Source organism: Rhizobacter terrae (genome assembly GCF_003852895.1).
GTDB classification, from domain to species: Bacteria; Pseudomonadota; Gammaproteobacteria; order Burkholderiales; family Burkholderiaceae_C; genus Albitalea; species Albitalea terrae.
This window is the reverse complement of the sequence record NZ_QUSW01000006.1, coordinates 235,443-257,056: the sequence shown is the minus strand read 5'-3', so window position 1 is coordinate 257,056 and position 21,614 is coordinate 235,443. Positions and strand designations below refer to the sequence as shown.

Here is a 21,614-nt window from a genome sequence, read left to right as displayed (position 1 = left end):
CCGCCATTGGCGCCGGCCTCAGGCACCAGTCGGCAAATGGCATGCCGCGGCGTCGGCGGCCGGGCACGTCGCTTGCGCTGACTTCATGAAGCCGATGACGGCGCCACCGGTTTTTAACAATGAAGTCCCCCACCAACGACACCGACACTGCGCCGCGTCGAAAGCCAGCGGGCAAGCCACGCGCGGCCCGTGCAAGGCCTGTGCGTGACGCGCAGGAGCTGCTCGCCATGGAGCGCCAGGCCCGGCAGGACGCCGAAGCCGCCACGCAGGCCAAGGATGAATTCCTCTCCGTGGTGACGCACGAATTGCGCTCTCCGCTGAATGCCATTCGCGGCTGGTCCCACGTGCTGCGCCACAGCGGTGAGCTTCAGCCTTTGCAGCGCAGGGCGCTGGATGCGATCGACCGCAACACGCAGGCCCAGGTGCAGTTGGTCGACGACCTGCTGGACAGCCAACGCATTCTTTGCGGCAAGCTCGAACTGGTCTATGCCAGCGTGCCGCTGCGCCGCCTGCTGGAAGATGCGCTGGAGACGGTGCAACTTGCAGCCGAAGCCAAGCGCATCCGGCTGGAGACTTCGCATGACAGGCAGGCCGGCATGGTTCGGGTGGACGGGGAACGCTTGCGGCAGGCCTTAGTAAAACTTCTATCCAACGCCGTGAAATTCACGCCAGAGGACGGCATCGTGACGCTGTGTTCCAGCGTCCGGGCCGATGGCTTGGCCATCGAGGTCAGCGACACGGGCGCGGGCCTGGACGCGTCGCAATTGGCGGCCCTGTTTGAACGCTTCAGCCAAGCCGACAGTTCCGACAAGCGCCGCACGAATGGCCTGGGGCTGGGCCTGTCGCTGGCGCGGCAACTGGCGGAGTTGCATGGCGGCACGATCCGCGCGTTCAGCGAAGGGGTGGGGCGCGGCTCGCGCTTCACGATCGAACTGCCGGCGAGCGTACTGAACACGGACCTGCCCACCATGCCGGCCGGCCACACCGGGTCGCCGCTGGCGGGCAAGCGCGTGGTGATTGTGGAAGACGACGATGACGGCCGCGAGGTACTCGGCCTGATCCTGCGCGAAGCGCAGGTCGACCTGCACAGCTTCGACCGCGCCGCCAAGGCCTACGAGTACATCGCCCACCTGGCCGATAGCGAGCAGCCGGATGTGCTCATCTCCGACATCGCCATGCCCGACGAGGACGGCTATGAGTTCATCCGCCGCCTGCGCCGACTGGAGGGGCTCGAGCACCGGCCCCACCTCGTGGCGCTGGCCTTGACCTCGTTCTCGCGCCGGGAAGACCGCGCCAAGGCACTGCAGGCGGGATTCGATGAACACGTGCCCAAGCCCATCGACCCCGAGCGGGTGCTGCGCACCGTCGCGCATGCCCTGGGCGTGGACGACGCGCCGGCGGTGGCCGACGTGCCTCAGGCGTAGTCGTCGAGGAAGCTCTCGATCACCGAAGGGTCCACCGGTTTCACCAGGTGGGCATCGAAGCCGGCCTCGGCCGATTTCTCACGGTCGCTGGGTTGGCCGTAGCCGGTGAGGGCGGCCAACACCATCTCGCGGCCGAAGGGCAAGGAGCGCAGTTCCTTGGCCACTTCGTAGCCGTTCATCCCGGGCAGTCCCAGGTCGCAGAAGACCACGTCGGGGTGGAACTCGCGCGCCAGGCTCAGCGCCTGGTTGCCATCGCCGGCCGTGCGCGCGTCGTGGCCGGACAGGGCCAGCAACTGGGCCAGTGATTCGGCAGCGTCCATGTTGTCATCCACCAGCATCACCCGCTTGGCCTTGCTCATCATTCTTGTCTCCGGATTCCTGCAAACGTAGGGATGTTCTGCAAATCGGATGCCGGGTGTAATGGCACACATGTTCCCCGGTGCGACACGGTCCATGGCAGTTTCACCGGTAAAGCTTGCATCTCAGAATTACGGACTTTCCAAGAATTTCCGGGTTGTTAATGATGGCTTTCAACAGGCAGTCCATCGTGTCGAAGGCCCATTTTCATAGGAGAGTTGAGCTGTCACTGCTCATGCATTGAGCAGCAGGGACTCACCCTCGCGCGGCTGGTACAGCATTTGCTGTTCAATGCATCAAGGAGCTTTCAGCGCGTTGTGTCTGAAGACGCATGGCGGTAGAGGCTCCACCAGTTTTTCCGGCTCGGGCATTCAACTGCTTCGCTCCTCCCCCCTTCCTCCCGACTCATTGGGCGATGCGGGCTCGAGACGGTATTTCTTCAGGCAAAGAGCCGCGCACTGCGCGGCTCTTTGCATTTCAGGGGCGGGGTGTTCACCGGCTGGACATGCCCGCGTCCCGGAACCGGACGCGGGAGCGCGCCTTGCAGCGGCAAGCGCAACCTCACTCCAACTCAGAGTCGACCCGTGACCGTCCTGGCCCACCAGACCCCCGAGCCGCAGCACACGCCGACACCTCCGGTGCCGCCACCCAAGCCGCCCGGCCCCGACGTCGATCCGCCTGACGTGAAGGATCCGCCGTCGCCGGCGACCAACCCGGTGCCGGTCCGCGAGCCGCCAGTGGTGCCCACGCCGGTGATGGACCAGCCCACCATCCATTGACATCGAAGGAGCCGCAACGATGCCCAAAGCATGGAGCCCCAAGCGCGAACGACAGTACGAGCACATCCGCGACAGCCTGGAGTCGCGCGGCAAAGGTGAGGACCTTGCCGAAGAAATTGCCGCACGCACGGTGAACAAGGAACGCGCGCAGCACGGCGAAGCCAAGGAGGCCAGCCGCAGCTCGGTGCAAGACATGCCCGCATCGCGCCGCGGCGGGTTGCACTCGCACTCGGGTGAAGGCGGCCGGACCTACGAGCAGCTCTACCACGAGGCGCAGGAGAAAGGCCTCAAGGGCCGCTCGCGCATGACCAAGGCCGAGCTCGAACGGCACCTCAAACGCTGAACCGCGCCAGCCAAGCGGCATGAGGGTTGCCACCCTGTCTTCATCCTCAACCACAAGGAGAGAAGACCATGGCAACGACTTCCAGGCTGCTTGCTGCGCTGTGCTGCGCATGTGCCTTGACGGGTGGCGCGCTGGCTCAAGGTGCCACCGGCGACAACCCTTCGCCATCGGGTGATCGCAGTGTGGATTGCGACCGCACGAACTACAGCAGCGCGTCAGGCACAGGCTCGGATCAGCCGATCCAGCGCAGCCACCGCGCACGCTCCGTCGCACGCGTGAACGACGGCATGCACGGCAACATGCCGTCGGCCTACAAGCAGTGCATCAACAGCAATGACCGCAGCGACCGCGCGCAGTGCGTGCGGCAGATCTACGAGAGCCGCAATGGCGCGGCGGGGAATCTGACCGCATCGAACAGCACGCGTCGTCCTTGCTGATCAAGCGCATCTAGCAAGCGCAGCGAAGCGCCCCTCAAGCCACGCCCGCGGATCCGGCTTCGCCGGTCCGCAGGGTGGCGCCCAAGGGCCACGAAGGGGCCCTGCGTGGCCCCTGGGGCAGGAGCGCAGCGACTGGGGGGACTCTATGTCACCAGCGTTGGAGCTGGTTATCCTGCACGCGCACCCGGTCACCCACGCGCAACCCGCTGAGGTCCGCATAGTCGAAGGTGCGGAAGTCGCCGTTGTCCAGGCGGACATCCACTTGGTAGTACGACGACGGCTGGCGCCCGCGGTCTTCGATCTTGTTGCCGATCACGGCGCCGCCCACCGCGCCGGCGGCCGTCGCCACGGCGCGGCCCGTGCCGGCGCCCACCTGGTTGCCCACCACGCCGCCGATCACCGCGCCCAGCAGCGCGCCCGCACCGGAGCTGCGGCGCGACGTGTCCAGCTGCTGGATGTTGCGCACGTAGCCGTACTGGACGCTGTCATAGGTGCCGGAGGTGGAATAGCTCGGCGACGAGCCCACTGCGCCGTAGTTGGGCTCGCTGGGCACCGAGGAACAGCCCACGGTGAGCGCCAGCGACGAGGCGAGCAGGGATAGCGTGATGATTTTGCGGGTCATGGTTCGAACTCCTTGTTGTAGCCAACACATGGCGCCACATGCTCGCCCGCCGCGTGGTCCGAGGCTGCCAGCGGTCGCTGATGCAGTGGTCGGTGCGGTCCCCGATCGCTTGTGAGGTTCGGCCTACAGGCCGCGTCCACCGTGTAAGTCCTATACGGTCTGGGCATGCCGATTGCCGGATTTGACCGAATCGCAGCTGGCCACCGGTGAGCGCGAGTCTGGAGATGCGAGTGCAGACGACCAAGGTCACGCAGGCAGACAGCGGCAAGCCTGGCCATCACTTTGTCCAGTTCTACAAGGACGACGAGGCCTTGCTGGACGAGGTCGCCGACTTCATGGATGGCGCGCTGCGCCGCGGCGACGCGGGCGTGGTGATCGCCACGCCGCTGCATCGGCAAGGCCTTGACCGGCGACTGCAAGGCGCACGTGACGCAGTGGGCGCCGAGCACTGGTTTCCCGGCGAGCTCATCGCGCTCGATGCCGAAGAGACCCTGCACCAATTCATGCGTGCAGGCTGGCCCGACGAAGACCTGTTCATCGAGGTGGTGGGCGGCGTGCTCAAGCGCGCCTCGCGCGACGGGGCACGCTCGGTGCGAGCCTTCGGCGAGATGGTGGCCTTGCTGTGCGAGCGCGGCCAGCAGGCTGCCGCCATCCGCCTGGAAGAGTTGTGGAACATCTTGTCGACCCAGCAGGCCTTCTCGCTGTACTGTGCCTACCCGTTGAACTTGTTCACGCGCGACGAAGACCGGCTGGCTTGTCATCGCGTGTGCACCTCTCACACGCACGTGCTGTCGTCCCCGACGCGCGTCAATGGCGTGAGCAACGCCGAGCGCGACCTGGTGCTGACGCAACTGCAGCAGAAGTCCGACGTGCTCGACGCCGAGATGGACAAGCGCACCCGCGCCGAGGCGACCCTGCGCATGCGCGAGAAAGAGCTGGCGGACTTCCTGGACAACGCCGCCGAAGGCTTGAGCCGCATCGGACCGGACGGCCGGGTGGCGTGGGCCAACCGCGCCGAACTGGAACTGCTCGGACTCACGCGCGAAGAGGTCATCGACCAGCCCTGGTGGCGCTTCCATGCGGACCCGGAGCAAGGCCGGCACATCGCCGAGCGCATGCGCGCCGGCGAGACGCTCTACAACGAGGCGGTGAAGCTGCGCTGCAAGGACGGCACCTTCAGGCACGTGCTCGTGCACACCACGCCGGTGATGGAGGACGGCCAGCTGCAGTTCACCCGCTGCTTCACCCGTGACGTGACCGAGCAGCAGCAGGCCCGCGAGGTGCTCGACCGGGCCAACGATGAACGCGCCCGGCTCCTGCGCGAGCTGGCCGCGGCCAACCGCGCGAAGGACGAGTTCCTCGCCATGCTGGGCCACGAGCTGCGCAACCCGCTCGCGCCCATCGTCACCACCTTGCGGCTCATGCGCATGCGCGACGGTTCCGAAACGCTGCGCGAGCAGGACGTCATCCAGCGGCAGGTGGACCACCTCATCCGGCTGGTGGACGACCTGCTGGATGTCTCCAAGATCACGCGCGGCAAGATCGAGCTGCGCAAGGAACGCGCGGACATCGGCGAGGTGCTGACGCGCGCGGTCGAGATGGCCAGCCCGCTCATCGAGAAGCGCCGGCACCGCCTGAGCGTGCGCCTGCCCGACCCGCCGGTGGCCTGGGTGGGCGATGCGGTGAGGCTGGCGCAGGTGGTGTCCAACCTGCTGACCAACGCTGCGCGCTACACACCCGAAGGCGGTGAACTGGCGCTGCGCGCGCGGCGCGATGGGCGCGGCGTGGTCATCTCGGTGCGCGACAACGGCATCGGCATCGCGCCGCACATGCTCGGCCGGGTGTTCGACCTCTTCGTGCAGGGCGAGCGCGGCAAGGACCGTGCGGAAGGCGGCCTGGGCATCGGGCTGGCGCTGGTCAAGAGCCTGGTGCACCTGCATGGTGGCCGGGTGTCGGTGCGCAGCGAAGGGCTGGGACACGGCAGCGAGTTCATCGTGCAGCTGCCCTTGAACACCGTGGACGTCGCGCCCACGCCGTCGTCGCGCATGCTCTCCATGCCGGCTGCGGCAGATGGCGGCACCCGCGTGCTGCTGGTGGACGACAACGCCGACGCCGTCGAGATGCTGGCGCTGGCCGTGAGTTCGATCGGGCATGAAGTGCGCGTGGCCATGGACCCGGCGGCGGCCCTTCAACTGGTGGACAGTTTCAAGCCCGACGTGGCCGTGCTGGACATCGGCCTGCCGGTGATCGACGGCTACGAGCTGGCGGTGCGGCTGCGCGAGCGGCTGGCGGGCCATCCCTGCCGCTTCATCGCCCTCACCGGCTACAGCCAGCAGAGTGATCGGCAGCGCAGCGTGGATGCAGGCTTCGAGCAGCATCTGGTGAAACCGGTGGACGTGGACGAGTTGATCGCGCTGCTGGCCCCCACGGCCGACGCCCTGGACTGAGCGAGGCTTCCAGATGCACGCACGCCATCACGCTCGCCCGGCCGGAAATGTGCAGATCGCACATTCATGTCCCCTCGCCAGGGAGATCGCACGATGAGCGCCGTCCCGTCGTCCGTCGATCAGGATGGCGCCGACCAGGCCATGGCCGGGTTGCTGCAGGCTTGCCGCGCAGTCATGGCGCCGCTGGCGCAACTGGCCGTGGCCCACGGCCTTCGCCATGGCGACCTCGACGAACTGATGCGCAGCGCCTTCGTGGACGCGGCCCGCGCCGCGCACGCCGACACCTTGCCGCTGCGCGCCGTGAGCCGCATGAGCGCAGCCACGGGGCTGACGCGGCGCGAGGTGTCGCGCCTGATGCGCAACCCGCAGCCCGATGCACCGCGGCGTTCGCTGGCGACCCAGCTCTTCACTCGCTGGCTGAGCGATCCGGCCTACCGGCGCGACGGTGAAGCGCTGCGCGAGCTGCCCCGCACGGGCAAGGCGCCCAGCTTCCAGTCGCTGGCGCGTGCCGTCACGCAGGACGTCCACCCACGCACGCTCCTCGACGAACTGGGCCGCCTGGGCCTGGCCAGCCACGATGAGCGGCGCGACACCGTCGTGCTGCTGCGCGACACCTTCGTGCCGCATGACGACCAGCAGCGGATGCTCGGCTTCCTCGCCGCCAACGTCGGCGACCACCTGCAGGCGGCGGTGAGCAACGTGAGGGGCGCCGAATCGCGCGAGAGCGGGCCACGCCACCTGGAGCAGGCGCTGTTCGCCGACGAGCTGTCGCCCGAATCCATCGAACGGCTGCAGCCCGTCGTGCGGCAGCAGTGGCAGGCCGTGCTCAAGACGCTGGCGCCGGTGGTGCAGCAGATGATCGACGAAGACGAAGCCCTCGACCGGCCACGCCGCGAGCGGCTGCGCGTGGGCATGTACGCCTACAGCGCGCCGATGGCGCCAGCACAAGGCCAGGCCACCGTTCCAGGCGCTGCGAACGAAGAACACGACGGGCCGGCGACCCGCCACAGGAGACCGACATGACACCCATCAAGACCCCGCTGCGTGCCGCCATGCGCATGGCGGCCGGGCTGCTCGCCATCTGCTGCGCGGCCTGGGCCTGCGCGGGCGGCGTGGACAGCGGCGGCACCGGCGCGCCCACGTCGTCGTACGCCCGCGGCCGGCTGTCCGGCTTCGGCTCCATCGTGCTCAACGGTGTGCACTTCGACGAGACGCGTGCCCTGGTTCTCGACGACGAGGGCGGGCTGCACTACCGAGGCGATCTCAAGCTGGGCATGTCGCTGGACGTGCAGGCCGGCGAGATCACCACCGACGCGGCCACCGGCGTCAGCAGCGCGAAGGCGCAGAAGGTGGTGTTCGCCAGTGCCATCCGCGGGCCTCTGGAGCGCATCGACATCAAGGCCTCGACGATCACGGTGCTGGGCCAGACGGTGGCGGTGGGACCGTCCACGGCCTTCGACCCGGATGCCGTGATGGCGGGGCTCAGGCGCGGCCTTGTGCTGGAAGTGCACGCACTGCTCGATGAGGCCACGGGGCGCTACGACGCCACGCGCATCGACGTGGCGGCGCAGGCGCCAAGCTACAAGCTGCGCGGCATCGTGAGCGGACTGGACGAGGCCCGCCGCACCTTCAGCATCGGCAACGCGCGCATCAGCTATGCCGCGCTGGACGATGCCGAGTTGCCGCCGCTGTTCGATGGCGCACTGCTCAAGCTCAGCGTGCGCACCGCGGCTGGCAAGGGCGGCACCTGGGAACTGCTGCATGCGACCGCGGGCACGCGGGCCATTCCCGACACGCCGTCGGCCGAGGTCGACGGGCTGGTGTCGGCCTACCACGGCATCGAGCGTTTCAAGCTCAACGGCATGCCGGTGAATGCGGCCGGCGCGGCGGTGCTCTTCACCGGAGGCACCAGCGGCCAGCTTCGCAACGGCGTGCGCGTGCTCGTGACAGGCCAGGTGATCGACGGCGTGCTGGTGGCCGGCAGCGTGGAATACCGGGCGCCCGGCGAAGACGCGAAGGTGACGCTGGAAGGCGCCGTGCAGTCGGTGGATGCGGCCACGCACAGCTTCGTGCTGCGCGGCAACACCGTCGTCTTCGACCCGGGCACGTCCTTCCGAAGCGGCAGCCCGTCGATGCTGGTGCCGGGCGCCGCCGTGAAGGTCAGCGGCAGTCTGGCTGATGGCGGCACCAAGGTGCGCGCCGACAAGATCAAGTTCGACCGGTAGCCCGAGCCGGCGCAGGGAAGCAGTGAACGAAACCGAGGAGTCATGCAATGCAACATGTGCTGGTAGTGGACGACGAGCGCGATGCAGCCGAGACCATGGCCATGCTGATCGCCGATGCGGGCTTCACCGTGTCGACGGCGGGCAGCCTTCGCGATGCTCGCCGGCAGATGGCCCTGCGAAAGCCCGACCTGGTGCTGCTGGACCTGCACCTGCCCGACGGCAGCGGCTTCGCGCTCTACGACGATGAAGTGATGGGCGAGAACACCGAGATCGTCTTCGTGACCGGGCAGGGTGACCTGGAAAGCTCGCTCAAGGCGCTGCGCCTGGGGGCGGTGGACTACCTGCTCAAGCCCGTGGCGCCGGAGCACCTGAACCGCCTGCTGCACCGCGTCAGCCGTTCGGGGGTGCGGCTGCACGGCTCGCACGAGGCGAGTGACGCCGCCGCGGCGCGCACGCCCATGCTGCTGGGCTGCTCGCCATCGATGCAGCGCGTGCAGGCTCAGATCGACCGGGTGGCGCCCACGGGCGTGACGGTGCTCATCACCGGCGAGAGCGGCTGCGGCAAGGAACTGGCCGCAGCCACGCTGCACGACCGGAGCAAGCGGCGCGACAAGCCCATGCTGGCGGTGAACTGCGGCGCCATCTCGCCACACCTGATGGAAAGCGAGATCTTCGGGCACGAGAAGGGCAGCTTCACCGGTGCGGACAACCAGCACATCGGCTTCTTCGAGCGCACCAAGGGCGGCACGCTGTTCCTCGACGAGATCACCGAGATGCCGCTGGAGCTGCAGGTGAAGCTGCTGCGGGTGCTGGAGACGGGCACCTTCATGCGCGTGGGCTCCACCCAGCTGCAGACCACGGATGTGCGGCTGATCGCCGCCACCAACCGCGACCCCATGGCTGCAGTACGCGACGGCAAGCTGCGCGAGGACCTGCTGTACCGGCTCAACGTCTTCCCGATCAACATGCCGCCGCTGCGCGAGCGGCCGGAAGACGTGGAGGTCATCGCCCAGCACTTCCTGGGCGCCATCGCGCGGCGCGAGGGCTCGGCCAAGCGCTTCTCGCCGCAGGTGCTGCAGGCCTTCGCGGATTACGTGTGGCCGGGCAACGTGCGCGAGCTGCGCAACGTGGTGGAGCGCGCCTACGTGATGGCCGCCGGCAGCGAGATCACCGACGCCTGCCTGCCTACACAGCAGCGGTCATCGTTGCCGGTGGATGTGCTGGAGCCGGACACGCCCATCCTTGCGCTGTGCGTGGGCGAGAGCTGGGCCGACATCGAGCGCCAGGTGGTGCTGGCCACGCTGGACTACTACGACGGCCACCAGCAGCGGGCGAGCCACGCGCTGGGTGTCAGCGTGAAGACGCTGTACAACCGGCTGAGGGATTGGTCCTTGCTGCCGCAGGCGGCGGTGGCGCGCGCCAGGAGTGCGATGGGCAGCCTGAGGGTGTGAGCCTTCGGCTCAGCGGCGATGGGTCTCGAAGGCCCCGCCGCTGCGGCTGGGCTCGAAGGGCAGGGTGCGCACGCAGTTGCGGCCGTCGGACTTGGCTGCGTACAGCGCGGTGTCGGCCTCGTGGATCATCCAGTCCAGCGAGGGGAGTTCGTCGCGCATGGGGGCCATGCCGATGCTCACGGTGGTGGACACCGTGCTGCCTTTCCAGGGCACCGACAAGGCCTGCACCCGCTCGCGGATGCGCTCGGCCACGTCCAGCGCGCCCAGCGGGTCGGTGTGGGGCAGGAACACGATGAGTTCCTCGCCGCCGAAGCGGGCCAGCACGTCGGCCTGGCGCAGCGAGCTGCCGACCGACTTGGCGATGGCGCGCAGCAGCTCGTCGCCGCACAGGTGGCCGTGCTGGTCGTTCACCCGCTTGAAATGGTCGGCGTCGATGAGCAGCAGCGCCGAGGCGGTGCTGTAGCGGCGGGCGCGGTCCCACTCGCGCTGCACCACGGCCATGAAGTGCCGGCGGTTGTGCACGCCGGTCAGGTCGTCTTGCGTGGCGAGGATCGTGAGCTGCTTCTGGGCGCGGTCCAGCTCGAAGACCAGGCGCAGGATGAGCGAGCCCAGCAGCGGCGTGAGGGTGACGGAGCACAGCGACGCCGAGATGAAGGCGATCCAGCGGTCGCCGTGGCCCAGCACGCTGATGACGCCCTGGGACAGGCCCACCGCCGCGATCGCAACGACTGCCGTGATGGCCGCCACCGCCCGCCAGATGCCCACCCGCAGCACCAGCCGGCTGAGCCAGCGGAACCAGCCGGGCGCGGAATCGGAAAGGAAGGGGGTGGACATGGGGTGTTCTGAGGGCGAGCAGGTCCCCCAATTCGACCACAACCGGAGAAGGGCGTGCGCCGCGCATTTGAGGGGGCGTGAAATCCTGTCGCGGCAAAGCGCACTGCAGGGCCGCACTTGTGGCGCGGCCCGAATCGGAATAGCGTGGCCGCCTCACCCCAAGGAGATGCGCATGACCGGCCACGTCTACAAGCACCTGGAACTCACCGGCTCCTCACCCATCAGCATCGAGGAAGCGGTGCAGAACGCCATCACCAAGGCCCACGAGACGGTCCGCCACATCCAGTGGTTCACCGTGTGCGAGACCCGCGGGCACGTGGTGGACGGCAAGGTGGCGCACTGGCAGGTGACGATCAAGCTGGGCTTCACGCTCGAATAGCGCATGGGTGCGTCGCAGCACCCGCCTCTCGGCCGGGCGGGCCGAAGGCTTTAGCACTTTCTCGAAGTTTTTCGCTGCGGATTCCGTCACGCGCGGATGCGCCGCGTGATGCGCGGGCGCTGTCGCATGCACCAACGGACGTTGCCTTTCGATACAGTGAAGGGCATTGACAAAGGCACACCCGTGCGAAAGCCGGGGTCGCAAAGCTTCCGGTCTACCGCCTTCGGGCCATGGCAGCGGGGTTGCCCCACGACGGAACGGAATCTCCCGTTTCGGCCGAGCGCAGTGCGCCTTCGTCACGTTCCGACAGGGAGACCGCACATGCCGCTCTTCGGGCCCGCGCCAGCCACCACCGCCGACAACTTCTCCGACCGCACCATGAAGCTCGTGAGCTTCATGATGGAGCGCCAGTCGCAGTCCGCGAGCGTGCGGCAGTGCGAGCACGACGTGTGCGACTGGATCGACGGCTGGCGCCGCAGCGAGGCGCGTTGCGCCGGGGCGCAGCAGCACTTCGCGTCCACCGAGCTGGGCATCATCCTGCGCGTGCTCAACGGGCCTTCCCCCACCGGACCGAAATTCGAGGACAGCGCCAACCAGCAACTGTGCTGGCTGCTCGCTCGCTGCCTGTCCCAGCAGGCCTGACGTTCATCGCACGCAGCAGTACCGCCATGAAAGCTCCCGCCACCCGTCCCGTCTCCAGTTTCAAGGTGTTGGTCATCGACGACCAGCAGCAGATGCGGCAGATCATCCGCGAGTCGCTCTACCGCCTGGGCATCCGCAACGTGGTGATGGCCGGCAATGCGAAAGAGGCCGTCAAGGCCATGCAGCTGGAGAATGTGGATGTGGTGCTCAGCGACTACAACCTGGGCGAGGGCACCGACGGCCAGCAACTGCTGGAGCTGGCACGCTCCACCAACGTGCTGAACCCGACCGCGCCGTGGATCTTCATCACCGCCAACTCGCTGCGCACCGACGTGCTCTCGGCGGGCGACTTCATTCCCGACGGCTACATCGTCAAGCCCTTCACCGACCAGCTGCTGGCCCGCTACATCGAGACGCTGTCCGCGCGCAAGGCCGCGCTGGCGCCGTTGCTGCACGCCATCGACGCGAAGAAGTGGGACGAGGTGCTCAAGGTGGCGGCGGGCTTCATCGAGCGGCGTGACTCGCTGTCGGTGGAGGGCCTGAAACAGAAGGCCAACGCGTTCATGAAGCTGGGCCGCTTCGACGAGGCGCAGGCGACCTACGGCCAGGTGCTGGCGCTGAATTCCGAGCTGCCCTGGGCGGTGCTGGGCAATGCCAATGCCTTGCGCGCGCTGGGCCGCATCGACGAGGCGCGCCAATCGCTGGAAGGGCTGATCGAGACGCACGCCGACTATGCCGCGGCCTATGACGCGCTGCTGGAAATCGCCGAAGAGCAGGGCGACCAGGAAGCGGCGCTGGAGACGGCGCGCGCCGTGGCCGAGGTGGTGCCCAACGCACGCCGCAAGTTCCGCCTGGGCGCCGTCGCACTGGATGCCGGCAAGGCAGACGTGGCGGTGAAGGCGCTGGAGGCCGCGGTGGCCAAGAACAAGGGGTCGGTCACGCGGTCGCACGAGGAGAACGTCCTGCTGGCCCAGGCCCACCTGGACAACGGCGACGCGAAGAAGGCGCTGGCCGTGGCCACGGACGCGGCCAAGCAGTACGCCGACCATCCGGTGGCGCAGGTGCTGACCAAGGCGGTGTGCGCCCAGGTGCACCAGCACACCGGCAATGTCGAGGAAGCCAAGAAGCTGATGACCGAGGTCGAGCGCGGCCTGCAGGTGACGCCGCTGCCCGATGCCAACAAGCTGCTGGTGGCCAAGAGCGCCCTGGCGACCGGCCGGCTGGAGCTGGGCCAGGGGCTGATCGAGGCCGTGGCCCGCGCCAACACCGACAAGCCGCTGGTGCTCAACGCGGCCTTGCGCGCCGCGCAGGGCACGCCGGTGGAAGCCGCCTGCCAGGACATCGTCGCCAAGGCCGGTGCCGAGGTCCAGCAGGTGCTGCAGGACCTGCAGGCCGCCAAGCGCAATGCCGACTTCGTCAAGGCCATCGAGCTGGGCGAGTCGGCGCTGGCGGTGTCGCCGTCGAACTTCCACATCCAGATCGAGCTGTGCACGCTGTACCTGGTGGCCATCGGCCGGGTGGCCGGCGGCGCCGAGCACGCGGCGCGCGCGCAGGACCTGCTGCAGGAGCTGGACAGCAAGCACCCCAACCACACCCGGGTGGCGGCGGCGCGCAAGTTCTACCGCGAGCGGGTCGCCGCGTCGGGGGCGCTTCAGTGAACTTCGCCCTGTCTTCGGCCGTCGCGCATGACGTCAAGAACCGGCTGGTGATCCTCGGCGAGGAGCTCGCCAGGCTGCAGGCCATGAGCCTGCCGCCCGAGGCGAAGGCGCATGTGGACACCGCCAACCAGCAGGCGATGGCGCTGACCAGCAAGCTGGTGGAGTGGCTGACGGTGCAGCGCGCCGCCGAGGAATCCGGCCTGCGCGCCGTGCCGCACGAGGAGATGCCCGAGGCTTTCCTCGACGACGTCCATGCGCAGGCGGTACCGCTTGGTTCCTCTCGCGTGCGCATCGAGCGCGAGACCCCCGAGGTGTTGCCGGCCTTCTGGTTCTACGACCCGCAGCTGGTCCGGCTGGCGCTGGATTCCGCACTGCACAACGCCTTGCGGTTTGCGAAGGCGCGCATCGTGCTGGGCGCCCGCATGCAGCAGAACATGCTGTGCTTCTACGTGCATGACGACGGCCCGGGTGTCGGCACGGCCCCGATGGCCACGTCCACGGGGCTGGGCCTGAAGCTGTGCAACGAGGTGGCGCGCGCCCACCGCAATCGCGGCGTGCACGGACACTGCACTTTGCGCGATCATCCAGCTGGAGGTGCTCTGTTCGAGCTGTTCCTGCCGTGATTTCCGGAACCAACCGCCGAATCCATCCCCGCAAGGTGCTGCGTGCCCCTGCGACGGTGGTGTTGCCCGGCCAGCCGCCGCGCGAGAGCCAGACCTGGGATGTGGGCGTGGACGGCATGAGCCTCATGTCCCCCAAGCCCATTCCGCCGGGGACGCGCTGCGAGGTGAGTTTCGAGCTGCCGGTGGGGGGCGAGGTGCGGCCCGTGACCGCGGCCGTCAAAGTCTTGTATTGCTCGTTTTCCGGGCCTGATGGCTTCAAGGTGGGCACTGCTTTCGGTGACCTTGACGACGACAGCCGGGAGGCCGTCAACGGGTTTTCTGAGTGAGGCTTGCGCATCGGTTTGGATGAGCAAAGGCGCGGGTGGGCTGGGCGTGTTGCTCCGTTCATGTCCCCCGGACCGGGCTGCGCCCGGTCCTCCTCCTTTACTTCACTACGCAACACGCCCAGCCCACCCGCGCCTTTGCCGTTGTGGCAGCGGGTTTTCTCGTTTGGTTTTCTGCTTGGTTCGGGTTGACCCGATCGGCATTTTTCCTAGTGCTGTAACCAACCGAAGGCCATGCACTTGGCTTTCGCAGTCAATGTCTCTCTTAGCGGTCATCACGAAGATCGCACTGTGCTGCACAGCAGTCATAAGAACGATGCAGCCAACTGGGTCATCCACGTTGAAGAGAAAGAGGAGATATGAAGACTCTGCGCATTCTGCGAATGCTGCTGGCTGCTGCCGTCGTCTCTGTGGTGAGCAGCTTTCAGCCGGCCGTTGCGGCCAACAACTACCCGGTCATCTTCGTGCACGGCTTCGCCGGTTTTGGCCGAAGCGAGATGCTGGGCTACAAGTACTGGGGCGGGCTCACCGACCTCGAAGTGCAACTGCAATCGAAGTACAGCAACCAGTTGGTGAAGACGGCGCAGGTCGGCCCCTTCAGCTCGAACTGGGACCGCGCGGTGGAGCTGTTCTACCAGGTGAAGGGCGGTTGCGTGGACTATGGCCAACTGCACGCCAGCAACGCCGGCCACCTGCAGAAACCCGAGACCTACTGGCACAACGGCCGCACCTGCTTCCCGGGCCTGTACCCGCAGTGGGACGCCACGCATCCGGTGCACTTCGTCACCCACAGCATGGGCGGGCAGACGGCACGCATGCTGGCGCAACTGCTGGCCAACAACGGCGCGCCGAGCAATCCCGGCTTGTTTTCCTATGCAGTGAACGCGAACTGGGTGAAAAGCGTGACCACCATCTCCACGCCGAACGACGGCACGACGCTGGCCTATCGTGTGGTGGACTGGGTGCCGGTGGTTCAGCAACTGGTCACCGGCGTCGCTGGCCTCACCGGCGGCACGCCGGCGCAGACGGTGTACGACTTCAAGATGGACCAGTGGTACATCGGCCCGCGCAAGAGCGGCGAGAGCTTCTCGGACTACGTGAACCGGGTGATGAGCTGGTCGCTGTGGGACAGCGGCATCAAGGATCTCTCACCGTATGACCTCGGCCCCAACGGCGCGATGGCGGAGAACGACTGGGTGAAGGACCTGTCGGGCATCTACTACTTCAGCGTCAGCACCGATTCGAGCTACCGCGGCCTGCTCACCGGCTGGCACTACCCGAACGTGGACACGAATCCGCTGGTCTTCCTGTTCGTCGGCCCGGGCTGGATGGGCAACTACTGGCCCGACGGCCGCCCCTTCGCACCGGTGGATCCGTCGACCTGGTATGCCAACGACGGGGTGGTCAACACCGTCTCGCACAAGGCGCCGACCTGGGCGATGAACAGCGCCGGCACGATCTACCCGCGGCCCGTGACGATCAAGGACATCAGCCACGGCGGCACGCCGCAGGCCGGTGCGTGGAACTGGAAGGGCCTGATGGACGGCTACGACCACTTCGACATCATCGGCTGGACGCTGTTCTTCGACAGCGTGGGTTGGTACAAGGCGCACATCGATCAGCTGCGGGGGTTGTAAGGCCCCCCAGTCGCTGCGCTCCTGCCCCAGGGGCCACGCAGGGGCCCCTTCGTGGCCCTTGGGCGCCACCCTGCGGGCTGGCAGAGCCAGTCCCGCGGGCGTGGCTTGAGGGGCGCGTCGCTTTGCTCGCTCATGCTGAGCGATGCTATGGATTGGACGATGCAATCTTCGTGCTGAGCCAGGATGCGAATGCCGTCGGGTTTCCCAGGAAGCCTGCGGCGTCGATTCGATCGATGCGTGCACTGATCTCCAGCGCGAAGGTTGGAAAGCCTTGCGCGGAAACACGCGACATCAGTCCGCGCGTCTGTTCCATGTGCGCCTGGACGAGGTGGCCTTGCACTTCGCCCAACGCGTGCTCGAAAGCAACTTGGTCCAGACCGATCGACGCCGCCAGCTCCACCAGCACCTCCCGATCCGCGATGCGCCGGCCTTCAACGTAATGCGCGGTCTGCAACCTGGCCAGCATGTCCAGCCCGCGGCCAGCGGTGCGTTCTGCGGCCAGCATTGCCGCGATCGGCGGCTCGGAGTCGAAGGTCGCTGAGGTGTCGCGCAACAGGCCGTCGACGTAGGCCTCTCCGAAGACCTGCCCCGTCAGTTGCGCGATGCGGCGATCGTGCGGCATCACGAACTCGCGCAACTGCGGGTTGACCTTCTGGCGCCGGCTGCCGGCCATCATGCCGCCGGCGTGCGCGACGACAGGCAAGACCTCGCGCGCCGCCTTCACCAGCGGTGCGGCGCCATAGCACCAGCCGCACAGCGGGTCGTGGATGTAGTGCAGCGTGGCTGTCTTCACCATTTCATTTCGCCCTTGTTCACCTTGGCGCCGATGTCCAGCGCAATGCCCAGTCCTGCCTGAGGGTAGGCCTTCTGCATTGTCGCGATCAGCTCGGCCGAGTTCGCGGCCCGGGGCAGCTCTGCCTCGAAGCGCTGCAGGTACTCGCGGGTGTGGCGGATCGCGCCGTCATCGAGCGCCGTGCCGGCCGCCATGTGGCCGGGCACCACCAGCACCGGGTGCAGCGCCTGCATCTCGTCGAGCTGTGCCAGCCATGCCTTGCGCTCGCTGGCCTTTTGCGTGTCGGCCGTCCAGGCGTGCAGGTTGCCGAAGATGCCGATGTTGCCCGCGATGGCCTTGATGGACGGGATCCACACGTAGGGCCGGTGCGCCAGCTCGCCCGTGGTGCCGCGGACTTCGATGGTCTCGCCATCCACCGTCAGGGTGTTGCCGGTGATCGCATCCGGCACGATGGGTTGGCGCGGGGCATTTGCGCCCATCTTCGGCCCCCAGAACGCGACCTTGCCGGCCAGCTTGGACTGGATCTTCTCGCGCACGGCGGCCGTGGTCAGCACCTGGGCCTGCGGAAAGATGCCCTTCAACGTCTCCGCGCCGAAGTAGTAGTCCGGGTCGGCGTTGCTGATGAAGATGGTCTTGAGCGTCTTGCCGCTGTCCAGCACGTTGGCCGCCACGCGCAGGGCATCGGCACGGGTGAATCCGGTGTCGATCACCATGGCTTCCGTCTTGCCGCTCACGACCACCGCATTGACGTGGAAGCTGCCGGCATCGGCGTTGTAGACCTTGACCGCCAGGGGCGCGGCATTCTGTGCAGCGGCGTCGCCGGCAGCGACGACGCCAAGCGTCAGCAGGGGCAGGACCAGGCGGGCAAGCTTGAGAGGCGACAGCATGGGTTTCTCCGTGAGAGGCGTTGAGGAATGCGAGGACTTTATTTGCCGCCTTCTGATTGATAAAGTCCGGTTCAATCGATGATTTATTGCATGGATCGATGAAGTCATGGACCGACTGACTGCCACCCAGGTGTTCGTCGCCGTGGTCGAGCACGGCAGCCTCACCCAGGCGGCCGACCACCTGGAGATGTCCACCGCCATGGTGAGCCGCTACCTGGCGGCCATGGAGAACTGGCTGGGCTCCCGCCTGCTGCACCGAACGACACGGCGCATCAGCCTCACAGAGGCGGGGCAAACGGCGCTGGCGGCATGCAGGCAACTGCTCGAACTGGCGCAGGACGTGCAGCAGCAAGCGGGCACTGCCAGCCGCGTGCCGTCGGGCCGGCTGCGCATCGCGTGTTCGCCTTCCTTCGCCGAGGCGCAACTGGCCGGTGCCCTGGTCGAGTTCCAGCGGCAGCATCCCAAGGTGGATTTCACGCTGATGGCGGCCGACCGCAGCGTCGACCTCACGGCCGAGCGCATCGACCTGGCGGTGCGCATCTCCAACACGCTGGAGCCAGGCTTCATCGCCCGCAAGCTGGCGGACTGCCGCTCCGTGCTGTGCGCGTCACCGGAGTACGTGAAGAAGCGGGGCCAGCCCCGCGTGCCCGCGGATCTGTCATCCCACCTGTGCCTCACCCATGCCTTCGTGAGCGCGGGCCAGTACCGCTTCCGGCATGCGGGCAAGGTGGTGGAGGTGCCGGTCGCCGAGCACTTCTCGACGAACGAGGCTGCCGTGCTCAGGCGTGCGGTGCTGGCAGGCGGGGGCATGGCCATCTTGCCGACCTATTTCGTCGGCGAGGATCTTCGGCAAGGGCGCCTGGTGAGGGTCCTGCCGGGGTACGAGCCGGACACCATGGGCGTCCATGCGATCTACCTGTCACGCCAGCACCAGCCCCTGGCGCTGAGGCTGCTGGTGGATTTCCTGGCCGACCGGTTCGGCGGCGTCCTGCCTCCCTGGGACAGGGAGTGACGGGACGGCCTCGAGCAGCGGAACAAGGCGCCTTGGGGCGCCCTGTTCAGGGGATCAGACGAGGGCGTTGGCGAAGCCGGTGAGCAAGACGGCAGCGGTCGCGAACAGCACAAGGGCCCAGTTCGGCACGCTGCCATGCGGTGCGCGGGTCGGACGGTGACGTTGTTTGTCAGTCATGTGAATTCCAGCAAGCAAAGAGCGGTCTATCGGTGGGGTTGGGCGGCCTGCGAAGGCTGCCGCGCCCCGGTGACGGACCTTAAGCGACTCTCGTGCCAGCTTTGGCGCCGGGCGCAGCCCGGCCCTGGGGGCGTTCAGTGCGAGGTGACGAGGAAGCGCAGCCCGGGCATCACCCGGCGCAGCTCCTGCTCGATGGAGGACAGCGTCAGCGGCTTGCTGAGGTAGCCGTCCATGCCGGCTTCCACGCAGGCCGGCAGGCCAAGTTCGCGGGCGTCGGCCGTGGCCGCGACGATGCGGAACTCCGGCAGCACGCCGGCCTGCTGAAGCGCGCGCAGGCGGCGCGTGGTCTGCAGGCCGTCCATGTCGGGCATGTGCACGTCCATCAGCACGACCTGCGGGGCTTCCTCGCGGCATCGGGCGATGGCTTCTTCGCCGCCGGCCGCAGTGCGCACCTCGAAGCCGGCCACCTGCAGCAGGCCCGAGGCCACCAGCAGGTTGACCGGGTTGTCGTCCACCACCAGCGCGCGCGGCCGCTCGGTGAAGGTCAGCGGCGCCGGTGCGGTCTCGCCGGAGAAGGCGGCGGCCGCGGTTTCCGCGCGGCGCGTCACGGATTCGAGCTCGCGCGGGCTGAACGGCCAGACCATGCAATCGATGCCCTCGCCGGGGTCGATGCGGCGCTCGTCCTCGGTGGCCAGGATGACCTGCGTGTGCTGCGGCAGTTCGCTGCGCAGGGTCCGCATGCCGTCCAGCGTCAGCGCGCGCGATTCCGTGCCGATGACCAGTGCCGGCCGCGTCATGCCGGCGGACATGACCCGCAGCTGGGTGGTCGCCTGGTGCAGCGACTTGAACACGGTGGTGGACCAGCCCAGGCGCTGCAGCCGCCGCGACAGCGACTGGTGCGCGCCGTTCGCATCGCTGATGAGCCAGGCGCGGGCGCCGTCGGCATGCGGCGGCGGGTCACCATCCATCAGGCGTGCCGGCGCGCGAACGATGTCCACCGCGAAGAGGATGCCGTCGCTGCGGTTGGCGGCGAAGCTGATCTTGAAGTCGGAATGGGGGCAGGTGCCATCGGCCACGCGGGCGCCTTCGGGGTAGAACTGCATGCCCCTGCGCTCGACCAGGCCAAGCTGTTGCAGCACGGCGCTGATGCGTGCGTCATCGGCCCGCCCGCCGGTGCCGGCCACGCTGACGGCGACGTCGGCGAAACCGTCGTCGCTCCACTCGGTCTGGGCGCTGAGGAAGATGAAGCCGTCGTCCAGCAGGTGCATCGCGGCGTCCTGCACGCGCTGCAGGCAGGACGACAGCGCGGCCTCGCCGTCCATCAGTTCGATGAACGGGCCACGGTAGTCGAAGAGAAAAAGCAGGCCCCGGTCGCGTGCAATGGCGACGACATCTCTGGCCTTGTGGGTGAAGAACTCGGCGAGGTCCAAGCGCTTCCTTTCAAATTCTTATTGGGTTGCGCGCAGCAAAGCATGTACCCGACGCACGGCCTCACTGTACCCGCGAGATCCTGGCCTTCGGTGAAAAGACGGCGACGCCGGTGAGTCGATTTGCAAGTTGTCGTATCAACCGGCGGCCGCCGGATGTTCAGGGGCTGATGCCCGAAGCACCCCGCCCAGGGCGCAGGCCGGCACCCCAGATGTCGTCGGCGGGCGCGTCGGGCACGAGGTCGGCCGAGTCGTGCAGGCCGGCGGGCCTGCCGGGTTCGGTGCCCAGTGCGACGGTGCGGAACGAGCGGGCGTGCTGATCCCGCACGCCGCCCGCCGCGGATGCCTTGCCGGTGCCGGCAGCGGGCACGCTGCGTTCGCCGCATGCGGCCAGCAGGCTTGCCGCGAGGGGCAGGGCCAGCAGTGCCAAGCGGTGCATGTTCATGAAAACCTCCAACGCAGTCACCGGCAACCGGCGTGCCTGCAAGGCGGCCGGCGCCCTGTTCAGCGCATGGGTGCTGAGCGCAGCCAGCGGCTGCCCGCCTGGACGCTGTCGATGAGCGGCAGCGAAGCCGAGAGCTTTGGCGCGAAGCCGGTGAGGGCGGCCCCGCCGAGCACCACGGCGGCGAGCGCCGTGTCGAGGCAGGCCCGGTCGATCGCCTGTTGGAGCGAATGCACGGCAGCGGTGGGCTCGGCGAGCAGCCGGTCGCCGCCGGCGTCGATGGTGATGACCCGTCGCAAGTGCGTGATTCCCTGCGACCGTGCCAGCCGCGCCAGCATCGGCCCCCAGGCCTTGCCGCCTGTGACGATGGCGAACGGGCCCAGTGCATCCGCTTCGCGCATGGCGGCTTCGGCCAGGCCCATCACCGGAACCTCGGCCATCTCGCGCAGCGCCCACACGCCGGGGTCGCCGAAGCAGCCCACGAGCACGGCCGTGGGCCTGCCGTGCTGGGCCGCATGGCGTTCGTAGGCGTCCAGCGCGGCATGCGCGGCCACGGCATAGCCGGCTTCGCTGGCGATGTAGTCCGCCCCGAACGCCGCCGTCTCGCCCAGCAGCGGGACATCGCCCTGCGCGGCCTGCACGAGCGAGTGCGTGAGGTCGTGCCGCGTGTTGGGATTGATGAGCAACTGATGCAT

24 protein-coding genes and 1 riboswitch are annotated in these 21,614 nt (G+C 67.8%); of the genes, 15 read left to right on the top strand and 9 right to left on the bottom strand.

Features of this window, described 5'->3' with window-relative positions:
- Positions 1-119: 119 nt before the first annotated feature.
- Entirely contained in the window at positions 120-1,424 is a 1,305-nt protein-coding gene (locus DZC73_RS21180) for a hybrid sensor histidine kinase/response regulator (RefSeq protein ID WP_124542369.1), read from the top strand.
- Here the strand turns inward: DZC73_RS21180 and DZC73_RS21175 are convergent.
- A complete protein-coding gene (locus DZC73_RS21175; protein WP_161974686.1) occupies positions 1,415-1,783 on the bottom strand; it encodes a response regulator in 369 nt (122 codons plus the stop codon). The two genes, DZC73_RS21180 and DZC73_RS21175, sit on opposite strands and share 10 nt — an antisense overlap.
- Positions 1,784-2,365: 582 nt before the next feature.
- Between DZC73_RS21175 and DZC73_RS21170 the strand changes: the two genes are divergently transcribed.
- The 3 genes from DZC73_RS21170 to DZC73_RS21160 all read left to right on the top strand — a co-directional run bounded on the left by DZC73_RS21170 (position 2,366) and on the right by DZC73_RS21160 (position 3,340).
- The gene (locus tag DZC73_RS21170; RefSeq protein ID WP_124542367.1) at positions 2,366-2,560 is read left to right on the top strand and encodes a hypothetical protein; all 195 of its coding nucleotides are present in this window, start codon (positions 2,366-2,368) and stop codon (positions 2,558-2,560) included.
- A gap of 19 nt (positions 2,561-2,579) precedes the next feature.
- Positions 2,580-2,903 carry a plasmid stabilization protein gene (locus tag DZC73_RS21165; RefSeq protein ID WP_124542366.1) on the top strand — a complete coding sequence of 108 codons (324 nt, stop codon included), beginning with the start codon at positions 2,580-2,582 and terminating at the stop codon, positions 2,901-2,903.
- 68 nt (positions 2,904-2,971) lie between these two features.
- Positions 2,972-3,340: a hypothetical protein gene (locus DZC73_RS21160; protein ID WP_124542365.1), complete on the top strand. Its 369-nt coding sequence runs from the start codon at positions 2,972-2,974 to the stop codon at positions 3,338-3,340.
- 148 nt (positions 3,341-3,488) lie between these two features.
- On the opposite strand, the gene DZC73_RS21155 is transcribed toward DZC73_RS21160, so the two are convergent.
- Positions 3,489-3,962 carry an outer membrane lipoprotein gene (locus DZC73_RS21155; protein WP_161974685.1) on the bottom strand — a complete coding sequence of 158 codons (474 nt, stop codon included), beginning with the start codon at positions 3,960-3,962 and terminating at the stop codon, positions 3,489-3,491.
- Positions 3,963-4,192: 230 nt separating this feature from the next.
- On the opposite strand from DZC73_RS21155, the gene DZC73_RS21150 reads away from it, so the two are divergent.
- The 4 genes from DZC73_RS21150 (at position 4,193) to DZC73_RS21135 (ending at position 10,085) form a co-directional block, all read left to right on the top strand.
- On the top strand, positions 4,193-6,409 hold the full coding sequence (locus tag DZC73_RS21150) for a hybrid sensor histidine kinase/response regulator (RefSeq protein ID WP_235835224.1): 2,217 nt from the start codon (positions 4,193-4,195) through the stop codon (positions 6,407-6,409).
- Positions 6,410-6,502: 93 nt separating this feature from the next.
- A complete protein-coding gene (locus tag DZC73_RS21145; RefSeq protein WP_198414915.1) occupies positions 6,503-7,432 on the top strand; it encodes a DUF6502 family protein in 930 nt (309 codons plus the stop codon).
- Positions 7,429-8,634, top strand: coding sequence for a DUF5666 domain-containing protein (locus tag DZC73_RS21140; RefSeq protein WP_124542362.1), 1,206 nt, complete (start codon positions 7,429-7,431; stop codon positions 8,632-8,634). Before DZC73_RS21145 ends, DZC73_RS21140 begins: the two co-directional genes overlap by 4 nt.
- 47 nt (positions 8,635-8,681) lie before the next feature.
- Complete coding sequence (locus DZC73_RS21135; RefSeq protein WP_124542361.1) at positions 8,682-10,085, top strand: sigma-54-dependent transcriptional regulator; 1,404 nt, start codon at positions 8,682-8,684, stop codon at positions 10,083-10,085.
- Positions 10,086-10,094: 9 nt separating this feature from the next.
- Here the strand turns inward: DZC73_RS21135 and DZC73_RS21130 are convergent, their stop codons facing one another.
- Positions 10,095-10,919, bottom strand: coding sequence for a GGDEF domain-containing protein (locus DZC73_RS21130; protein WP_124542360.1), 825 nt, complete (start codon positions 10,917-10,919; stop codon positions 10,095-10,097).
- A gap of 172 nt (positions 10,920-11,091) precedes the next feature.
- Here DZC73_RS21130 and DZC73_RS21125 point away from each other — a divergent pair, with 172 nt between their 5' ends.
- The 6 genes from DZC73_RS21125 to DZC73_RS21100 all read left to right on the top strand — a co-directional run bounded on the left by DZC73_RS21125 (position 11,092) and on the right by DZC73_RS21100 (position 16,181).
- Positions 11,092-11,298 carry a dodecin gene (locus DZC73_RS21125; RefSeq protein ID WP_124542359.1) on the top strand — a complete coding sequence of 69 codons (207 nt, stop codon included), beginning with the start codon at positions 11,092-11,094 and terminating at the stop codon, positions 11,296-11,298.
- Positions 11,299-11,462: 164 nt separating this feature from the next.
- Positions 11,463-11,548: riboswitch (cyclic di-GMP riboswitch) on the top strand.
- Positions 11,549-11,619: 71 nt separating this feature from the next.
- Positions 11,620-11,940: a hypothetical protein gene (locus DZC73_RS21120; RefSeq protein ID WP_124542358.1), complete on the top strand. Its 321-nt coding sequence runs from the start codon at positions 11,620-11,622 to the stop codon at positions 11,938-11,940.
- A gap of 26 nt (positions 11,941-11,966) precedes the next feature.
- Complete coding sequence (locus tag DZC73_RS21115; protein WP_124542357.1) at positions 11,967-13,598, top strand: tetratricopeptide repeat protein; 1,632 nt, start codon at positions 11,967-11,969, stop codon at positions 13,596-13,598.
- Positions 13,595-14,221, top strand: coding sequence for a sensor histidine kinase (locus tag DZC73_RS21110; RefSeq protein ID WP_124542356.1), 627 nt, complete (start codon positions 13,595-13,597; stop codon positions 14,219-14,221). The genes DZC73_RS21115 and DZC73_RS21110 overlap by 4 nt, the downstream gene beginning before the upstream one ends.
- The gene (locus DZC73_RS21105; RefSeq protein ID WP_124542355.1) at positions 14,218-14,547 is read left to right on the top strand and encodes a PilZ domain-containing protein; all 330 of its coding nucleotides are present in this window, start codon (positions 14,218-14,220) and stop codon (positions 14,545-14,547) included. The genes DZC73_RS21110 and DZC73_RS21105 overlap by 4 nt, the downstream gene beginning before the upstream one ends.
- Positions 14,548-14,903: 356 nt before the next feature.
- Positions 14,904-16,181 (top strand): esterase/lipase family protein, encoded by a 1,278-nt coding sequence (locus DZC73_RS21100; protein WP_124542354.1) that lies wholly within the window; start codon positions 14,904-14,906, stop codon positions 16,179-16,181.
- Between the two features lie 145 nt (positions 16,182-16,326).
- Here the strand turns inward: DZC73_RS21100 and DZC73_RS21095 are convergent, their stop codons facing one another.
- Both DZC73_RS21095 and DZC73_RS21090 read right to left on the bottom strand, forming a co-directional pair.
- Positions 16,327-16,977 carry a DsbA family protein gene (locus DZC73_RS21095; RefSeq protein WP_124542353.1) on the bottom strand — a complete coding sequence of 217 codons (651 nt, stop codon included), beginning with the start codon at positions 16,975-16,977 and terminating at the stop codon, positions 16,327-16,329.
- Complete coding sequence (locus DZC73_RS21090) at positions 16,971-17,861, bottom strand: MBL fold metallo-hydrolase (RefSeq protein WP_124542352.1); 891 nt, start codon at positions 17,859-17,861, stop codon at positions 16,971-16,973. The genes DZC73_RS21095 and DZC73_RS21090 overlap by 7 nt, the downstream gene beginning before the upstream one ends.
- A gap of 106 nt (positions 17,862-17,967) precedes the next feature.
- On the opposite strand from DZC73_RS21090, the gene DZC73_RS21085 reads away from it, so the two are divergent.
- Positions 17,968-18,873 (top strand): LysR family transcriptional regulator, encoded by a 906-nt coding sequence (locus tag DZC73_RS21085; protein ID WP_124542351.1) that lies wholly within the window; start codon positions 17,968-17,970, stop codon positions 18,871-18,873.
- Between the two features lie 54 nt (positions 18,874-18,927).
- On the opposite strand, the gene DZC73_RS30505 is transcribed toward DZC73_RS21085, so the two are convergent.
- From DZC73_RS30505 to DZC73_RS21070, 4 genes are all read right to left on the bottom strand, one after another.
- The gene (locus DZC73_RS30505; RefSeq protein ID WP_268879056.1) at positions 18,928-19,050 is read right to left on the bottom strand and encodes a hypothetical protein; all 123 of its coding nucleotides are present in this window, start codon (positions 19,048-19,050) and stop codon (positions 18,928-18,930) included.
- 134 nt (positions 19,051-19,184) lie between these two features.
- A complete protein-coding gene (locus tag DZC73_RS21080; RefSeq protein ID WP_124542350.1) occupies positions 19,185-20,480 on the bottom strand; it encodes a response regulator in 1,296 nt (431 codons plus the stop codon).
- A 157-nt stretch (positions 20,481-20,637) separates the two neighbouring features.
- Positions 20,638-20,922 (bottom strand): hypothetical protein, encoded by a 285-nt coding sequence (locus tag DZC73_RS21075; RefSeq protein ID WP_124542349.1) that lies wholly within the window; start codon positions 20,920-20,922, stop codon positions 20,638-20,640.
- Between the two features lie 59 nt (positions 20,923-20,981).
- Positions 20,982-21,614 (bottom strand): aspartate/glutamate racemase family protein, encoded by a 633-nt coding sequence (locus DZC73_RS21070; protein ID WP_124542348.1) that lies wholly within the window; start codon positions 21,612-21,614, stop codon positions 20,982-20,984.